Raw genomic sequence first — 6,821 nt, forward strand, 5'->3', positions numbered from 1 at the left:
AGCTACGCCATGTCTTTACCACCGGCCATTTTTAGCCACCACCCCTACTGGGCGGAGTGCTTCGGCACCGCACCATACTTGCCAACCAGCCGCGAGGAAATGGACGCCTTGGGTTGGGACAGCTGCGACATCATTATTGTCACCGGCGATGCCTATGTGGATCACCCTAGCTTTGGCATGGCCGTTATCGGGCGCGTATTGGAAGCGCAGGGCTTTCGCGTTGGCATTATTTCCCAGCCGGACTGGCAGTCAGCAGAGCCCTTCACCGCGCTGGGCAAACCTAACCTGTTTTTCGGCGTCGCCGCCGGAAACATGGACTCGATGATTAATCGCTACACAGCAGACCGCCGACTGCGTCACGACGATGCCTACTCACCGGATAACGTCGGTGGCAAGCGCCCCGATCGCGCGGTTATCGTCTATGCCCAGCGCTGCCGCGAAGCCTATAAAGACTGCCCCATTGTTATCGGCTCCATCGAAGCGAGCCTGCGGCGCATCGCGCACTACGATTACTGGAGCGATAAAGTCCGCCGCTCAATTCTTATGGACTCGCGCGCGGATATTCTGCTGTATGGCAATGCCGAACGCGCCATTGTCGACCTCGCACACCGGCTGTCTCGCGGCGAGCCGGTGGAGCAAATCCGCGACCTTCGCGGCACCGCATTTATTCGCGACGCAGTACCCAACGGCTGGACGGTTGTGGACTCCAGCGATATTGACCGACCCGGTAAGGTGGATCCGATCACTAGCCCCTATGTGGACACCAGCGCTGACCCCAGTTGCAAAACCGAACAGGCAAAGGCAGCAAGAGAGCCGGACGCTGCACAGACCATCACTATTATCGACCCCAGGCAGGCCCGTAAAAGCGACGCACCGGCAGAGCGAACAGTTATTCGCCTACCCGCTTATGAAACGGTAAAAAAAGACCCCGTCAGTTACGCCCACGCGGCGAGGGTGCTTCACCTGGAAACCAATCCAGGCAACGCACGCGCGCTGGTTCAGCGCCATGGCGACAAGGAAATTTGGCTCAACCCGCCACCCATTCCACTCACGACAGAAGAGCTCGACTGGGTCTTTGAGTTGCCCTACCAACGCCGCCCTCACCCCAGGTACGGCGCGGCGCGTATTCCCGCGTATGAAATGATTCGCAACTCGGTGAATATCATGCGCGGCTGTTTTGGCGGCTGCAGTTTCTGTTCTATCACCGAACACGAAGGGCGGATTATTCAGAGCCGCTCAAAAGACTCGATTGTCAGAGAAGTGGAAAAAATTCGCGACAAAACGCCGGGCTTCACCGGTGTTGTGTCGGACCTCGGCGGCCCCACCGCCAATATGTGGCAACTGACCTGCAAAAGCGAAGCGATTGAAAAAAGCTGTCGTCGCCTATCCTGCGTCTATCCCGGGATTTGCAAAAACTTAAACACTGACCAAACACCGCTTATCGAGCTGTACCGTGAAGTTCGCAACCTGAAAGGTGTTAAAAAAGTCCTTATCGCCTCCGGCCTGCGCTATGACTTGGCCGTGGAAACACCCGAGTACGTCAAAGAACTGGTCTCCCACCACGTTGGTGGCTATTTAAAAATCGCACCCGAGCACTCAGAAGACTCACCACTGAGCAAAATGATGAAACCGGGCATGGGCAGCTACGACCGCTTCAAAGCCATGTTCGACAAATACTCCAAGCAAGCGGGCAAAGAACAGTACCTCATTCCCTACTTTATTGCGGCGCACCCAGGCACCCGCGATGAAGACATGATGAACCTGGCGCTGTGGCTGAAGAGCAACGGCTTTCGCGCCGACCAGGTGCAGGCCTTCTACCCCTCTCCAATGGCCAATGCGACGGCAATGTATTACTCGGGTAAAAACCCGTTACGCAAGGTAAGCCGTCGCAGTGAAAATGTATTCAGTGCTAAGGGGTTGAAACAGCGACGTTTACATAAAGCCTACCTGCGTTACCACGACCCTGAAGGCTGGCCTGCGCTGCGCGAATCGCTGCTGAAAATGGGACGCAAGGATTTGATTGGCTATGGCAAAAAGCATCTCGTGCCGCCGCGCCAACCGGCAAACTGGAAAAGTAAAAACCCGAAGCGCGGCCGCATGCTAACGCAGCACACGGGACTTCCCCCTAGAAAAACGACATAAAAAATTCATTTTATGGCTGGCAAAAGGCTTTCTATACCTATTCAGACTGTGTATATAATGAGCTTGCTGGCTATAGATGCAGCTTGGTTTTATGTAAAAGCACCACGAAGTCGTTTTTAGTACCTCGTTCTGTTTCATAACTACCCTGCCTATCTCAGCTCAAGCCATACAAGGCAAACTTATAGACAACGAGGTTTTAAGACATGTCCAGAAGCACTGGTAAAGTAAAATGGTTCAACGAGACTAAAGGCTTTGGTTTCATTGAGCAGGATTCCGGCCCAGACGTTTTTGTTCACTTCAGCGCCATCTCTGGCTCTGGCTTCAAAACGCTGGCAGAAGGTCAAGCTGTTGAGTTTGACGTGCAGAGCGGTCAAAAAGGCCCTCAGGCGGCGAACGTAACCGTTATCTAAGCATAGAGCGCGGTGACAAGAAGGCGGCGAAAGCCGCCTTTTTTGTGTCTGCGTTTTCATCACGACCTATTCGCACTGCGTAAAACATCACCGAAATATTTTTCACTTCTACAGGGATATACGCTTTAATCAGCGCAAACAACAAAAAGGACCCCGCATGAAAGCCGCAATAAAAGCTACAGCACTGGCTCTTGGCCTAATGGTCAGCCCCTTCATCCAGGCCGGTGAACACGAATGGCGTTTTGGTGTACTGGCCCACAATAAAGGCCCCATTGCCAGTGAAACGGAAGACGGCCCCGACGTCACGCTGGCGTACTACCACCACTTAAAACAATACAATTGGGGCGGCTTATTTGCTCACGGCGGCGCCGTTATTAACACAGCCGATGGCACCAGCTATCTCTACAGTGGACTCAATCCCAAATGGAACTTCGGTGAATCGCCAGTCTATTTTGAGCTGGGCTTTGGGCTTGCTGTTCACGATGGTGACCTTGAGAAAAAGTCAGCCGAGCGCCGTGAAATGGGCTCTCGAGTGCTGTTTCACACCGAATTTAACCTCGGTTACCAAATTAACCCGCTGTACAGTTTTGGCCTTTACTTAGACCACATTTCCAACGGTGGCATCCTCAACGACGATAACAACCGCGGGTTAGACACCTACGGCATTCGTCTCGGTCGTCGGTTTTAAGTAAGGTCAGGCAGACGCGCCCCGGCGGTGAGTAATATACCAGCAATAATGTATGGGCTTACTGCGCCGCTTAAAATCCTCGTCTAGCGACCAAGCACAGCGGTCCGCAATTTCAAAACGCTCAGCCAGCGCCTCATCCAGTATGAAGTCGCGCTTATTGGTAGAAAAGATCAACAAGCCATCTTTGGCCAAACAGCGCATCGCCTGGCCAATCAATTCGGCGTGATCGCGCTGGGTGTCCAGCACATCGTCCATTCTCTTTGAATTAGAGAAGGTCGGTGGATCGAGAAGAATCAGATCAAACTCCTCCTCACAATCTGCCAACCACTGTCTAGCATCCCCCTGCTCGGTGCGGTGGCGCGCCTCGCTCAAGCCATTGAGTGACAGGTTCTGTCGCGCCCATTTCAGGTACGTGTGCGACATATCAACCGACGTTGTGTGGCGCGCGCCCCCCAGCCCCGCGTGCACTGAGGCAACGGCGGTATAACAGAAGAGATTCAGAAACCGCTTACCACGCGCTCGCTCGGCAATGTCCAAACGCACGGGGCGGTGATCGAGAAACAACCCGGTATCGAGGTAGTCGTATAGATTCACCAGTACCGTGGCCTGGCCTTCGCGCACTTCTAGCACCTTGCCCTGTGGGGCTTGGCGTTCGTACTGAGACTTACCGCGCTGGCGCCGTCGCTCCTTTAGCGCAATATCTGTTACCGGCAGTGAAAACACCTCAGCACAAGCCTGCATTACCTCACCCAGACGGCGACGGGCATCGTCGTCATTGACCGATGACGGTGCGGCATATTCGCTGACATGCACGGCGTCACCGTAGCAATCCACAGCCACGGCATATTCAGGCATATCCGCATCGTAAACACGAAAGCAGCTTATCTCGTTGCGGCGACGCCACTTATCCAGGCGCTTTAGGTTTTTTCGCAAACGATTGGCGAACATTTGTGCTCCGGCACTCAGCGCTGGTGTAACCGCTGCCTGTTGCTGCTCAGGTTTGCGCTCGGTTACGAAATATCGTTGTTCAACCTCAAACAACAGCAGCTTGCTCGGTATGGTGCCGTTGAAAAGTTGATATTGCTTGCAAGCGCGAATGCCCATTCGCTTCCCGAGGTCCGGGTTACCGGTAAACACCCCCGCCTGCCAACCTTGAAAGTCCTCGCGAAGGCTTTGCCCCAAGCGCCTGTACAAGTGCAGCAACTCCGCTTCTTCACCAAGGCGCTCGCCATACGGGGGGTTACAAATCAGCAGTCCAGGCAAGGCGTCGTTACGGGGTGGTGACAGCTCAGACAACTCGCCGCGCGCCACCTTCACGAATTGAGCAAGGCCCGCACGCCGGATATTGTCCTGCGCTTGCGCAATGACTTTACCGTTCGCATCGTAGCCCCAAATTTGCGGCCAGTTTCGGCGGTGAGCCTGTCGCTGCAAGTCCATTGCTTCATCGTGAAGTTGCCGCCACAAGGTCTGCTGATGCCCAGACCAGGCTGCAAACCCCCAGTGCTTGCGCTGCAGCCCAGGCGCAATATTCATTGCCATCATCGCCGCTTCGATCAACAGTGTACCGCTGCCGCACATGGGGTCGATCAAGCCACCACCGCGGCTGGCAACCCCCGGCCAGTCTGCCCGCAGCAACAACGCAGCCGCTAAATTTTCTTTCAATGGCGCCAGCGCGCCACTTTGCCGGTAGCCACGCCGGTGCAGGCTATCACCCGACAAGTCGATAGCAACGAGTATCTTACCCTTGCGCAACCGCACATGAACACGAATATCAGGTTGCGATTTGGCGATATTTGGCCGCTCTTGCCCGGCCTCAATAAAGCGATCAACGATGGCATCCTTGCAACGCAGTGCGCCGAAGTGACTGTTGCGGATCTCGCGGCTGCGCCCGGCAAAGTCTACGAGAAGGCTGCTTCCCTCACGCATATGTGCAGGCCAGTCGATGGCATGCAGGCCATCGTATAATTGCTGGGCGCTGTCACCAGGGAACTCGGCCAGTGGCAAAAGCACTCTATTGGCAAGACGCGACCACAGGCATAGCCGGTAGATCGCATCGGGCCTCGCGTCGACCGTCACCGCCCCGACCGTTTCGCCCCGCTTCTGTGCTCCCAGGCGTTCGGCTTCATCTCCCAGTAAACCTTCGAGCCCCTTCGGGCAACTGAGGATTAGTGACTGCATTTGACTCATAAACACCCACCCGGGACATTGTGATTCAGGTAATTCATATTGCTTCTCAATAGCTTAGCGACTTTATACATGAACTCTATAAAACGCCCTAGCCTTATGCGAAATCGATCTTCGCGAGATTTATGAAAGTTTGGTTACATGGTAATTCGGTTGACGCACACTGCGCCAACTTTGGTTAGCTATGCCCCGCTCTGGGCGTAGTGAGTACACGTTGAACAATGGAGGCTTATGCCCTATGAGAAGACAGAAACGCGACATGACTGAGCGCGCCTACCAACGTGGTTATCAGGCAGGAATCGCCGGAAAAAACAAAGAAAATTGCCCTCACACTCAGCAACAACTCAAGCAGGAATGGATCTCTGGATGGCGCGAAGGCCGCGTCGACCACTGGGACGGTATCGACACCGCCACCGCACTCCAAAAGCAAGCGTTTCACTAATTCCGTGTCACTAGCCCCATAGCAATGGCCAGCGTGCTGGCTGTTGAGTCCTAGATAAAAGCCCGCCTTGAGCGGGCTTTTTTTGCTTGCTAACTAGCGACGGCTGCGCCTTCCCGGCTTGATCTCCGCGGGGCTTTGCTCCGGCGGCGTCAATCCCGCCATCACATACACATCATCGACTTCGCGCTCGGGGAGCTCCGTCCACATACCCACTTTCACTTTTGAGGGGATGAAAACATTGCCATAGCGCACACGCTTCAGGCGATTGACCTGCAACCCCTGCGACTCCCATAAACGCCGCACTTCGCGATTGCGCCCCTCCATGATAACCACGTAGTACCAGTGGTTAATGCCCTCGCCACCACCGTCTACGATATCGGTGAACCGGGCAACGCCGTCATCCAGCTGCACGCCATCTACTAAGGCCTGCAGGTTATGCTCACTGGCATTGCCCATAACGCGGCACAGGTACTCTCGCTCTATGGTTGTCGAGGGGTGCATGAGTTTATTGGCGAGATCACCATCGGTGGTGAACAGCAATAAACCGGTGGTGTTGTAATCAAGCCGCCCTACGCAGATCCAGCGCTCGCCGGATAATCGCGGCAACCGATCAAACACTGAGCGCCGCCCCTCCGGGTCTTTGCGGCTACAAATTTCCCCTTCGGGCTTGTTGTACAGCAGCACACGCGGCCGCTTACTACCCGTATCTGATTTGAGCGGGCGCCCATCGAACACGATGCGGGCGGTTTTATCTACGCGATCGCCCAGTGTCGCGAGCTCGCCATTCACTTGCACCCGACCATCGCTGATCGCGCGCTCCATTTCGCGGCGTGAACCCAAGCCTGCACGAGCAAGCACCTTTTGTAACTTTTCGTCTTCGGCACTCATCAGTGCTTTATCTCTGTCATTGTGTCGTCCTCATCGACGAGTTTGGCTTCGGCTTCGGCTTCGGCTT

6 protein-coding genes are annotated in these 6,821 nt (G+C 54.9%); 4 read left to right on the forward strand and 2 right to left on the reverse strand.

The window, feature by feature from the left end; genetic code table 11:
- Positions 1–9 precede the first annotated feature (9 nt).
- From B3K78_RS12335 to B3K78_RS12345, 3 genes are all read left to right on the forward strand, one after another.
- Positions 10–2,142: a YgiQ family radical SAM protein gene (locus tag B3K78_RS12335; protein WP_286695699.1), complete on the forward strand. Its 2,133-nt coding sequence runs from the start codon at positions 10–12 to the stop codon at positions 2,140–2,142.
- A gap of 203 nt (positions 2,143–2,345) precedes the next feature.
- The gene (locus tag B3K78_RS12340; RefSeq protein ID WP_022957413.1) at positions 2,346–2,552 is read left to right on the forward strand and encodes a cold-shock protein; all 207 of its coding nucleotides are present in this window, start codon (positions 2,346–2,348) and stop codon (positions 2,550–2,552) included.
- Positions 2,553–2,709: 157 nt separating this feature from the next.
- Positions 2,710–3,240, forward strand: coding sequence for an acyloxyacyl hydrolase (locus B3K78_RS12345; RefSeq protein WP_286695700.1), 531 nt, complete (start codon positions 2,710–2,712; stop codon positions 3,238–3,240).
- A 6-nt stretch (positions 3,241–3,246) separates the two neighbouring features.
- On the opposite strand, the gene rlmKL is transcribed toward B3K78_RS12345, so the two are convergent.
- Entirely contained in the window at positions 3,247–5,427 is a 2,181-nt protein-coding gene (gene rlmKL / locus B3K78_RS12350) for a bifunctional 23S rRNA (guanine(2069)-N(7))-methyltransferase RlmK/23S rRNA (guanine(2445)-N(2))-methyltransferase RlmL (RefSeq protein WP_286695701.1), read from the reverse strand.
- A gap of 235 nt (positions 5,428–5,662) precedes the next feature.
- On the opposite strand from rlmKL, the gene rmf reads away from it, so the two are divergent.
- Complete coding sequence (rmf, locus tag B3K78_RS12355) at positions 5,663–5,866, forward strand: ribosome modulation factor (protein WP_027873880.1); 204 nt, start codon at positions 5,663–5,665, stop codon at positions 5,864–5,866.
- A 93-nt stretch (positions 5,867–5,959) separates the two neighbouring features.
- Here rmf and rluB read toward each other — a convergent pair whose 3' ends face one another.
- Positions 5,960–6,754, reverse strand: a complete 795-nt coding sequence (gene rluB / locus B3K78_RS12360) for a 23S rRNA pseudouridine(2605) synthase RluB (RefSeq protein WP_286695702.1) — start codon at positions 6,752–6,754, stop codon at positions 5,960–5,962.
- Positions 6,755–6,821: the final 67 nt, after the last annotated feature.

This window comes from Spongiibacter sp. UBA1325 (genome assembly GCF_002306875.1).
In the GTDB taxonomy this organism is placed as follows: domain Bacteria; phylum Pseudomonadota; class Gammaproteobacteria; order Pseudomonadales; family Spongiibacteraceae; genus Spongiibacter; species Spongiibacter marinus.

Coding starts and splice junctions, on each gene's coding strand:
- B3K78_RS12335 (WP_286695699.1), top strand. CDS start 10: ATGTCTTTACCACCGGCCATTTTTAGCCACCACCCCTACTGGGCGGAG.
- B3K78_RS12340 (WP_022957413.1), top strand. CDS start 2,346: ATGTCCAGAAGCACTGGTAAAGTAAAATGGTTCAACGAGACTAAAGGC.
- B3K78_RS12345 (WP_286695700.1), top strand. CDS start 2,710: ATGAAAGCCGCAATAAAAGCTACAGCACTGGCTCTTGGCCTAATGGTC.
- rlmKL (WP_286695701.1), bottom strand. CDS start 5,427: ATGAGTCAAATGCAGTCACTAATCCTCAGTTGCCCGAAGGGGCTCGAA.
- rmf (WP_027873880.1), top strand. CDS start 5,663: ATGAGAAGACAGAAACGCGACATGACTGAGCGCGCCTACCAACGTGGT.
- rluB (WP_286695702.1), bottom strand. CDS start 6,754: ATGAGTGCCGAAGACGAAAAGTTACAAAAGGTGCTTGCTCGTGCAGGC.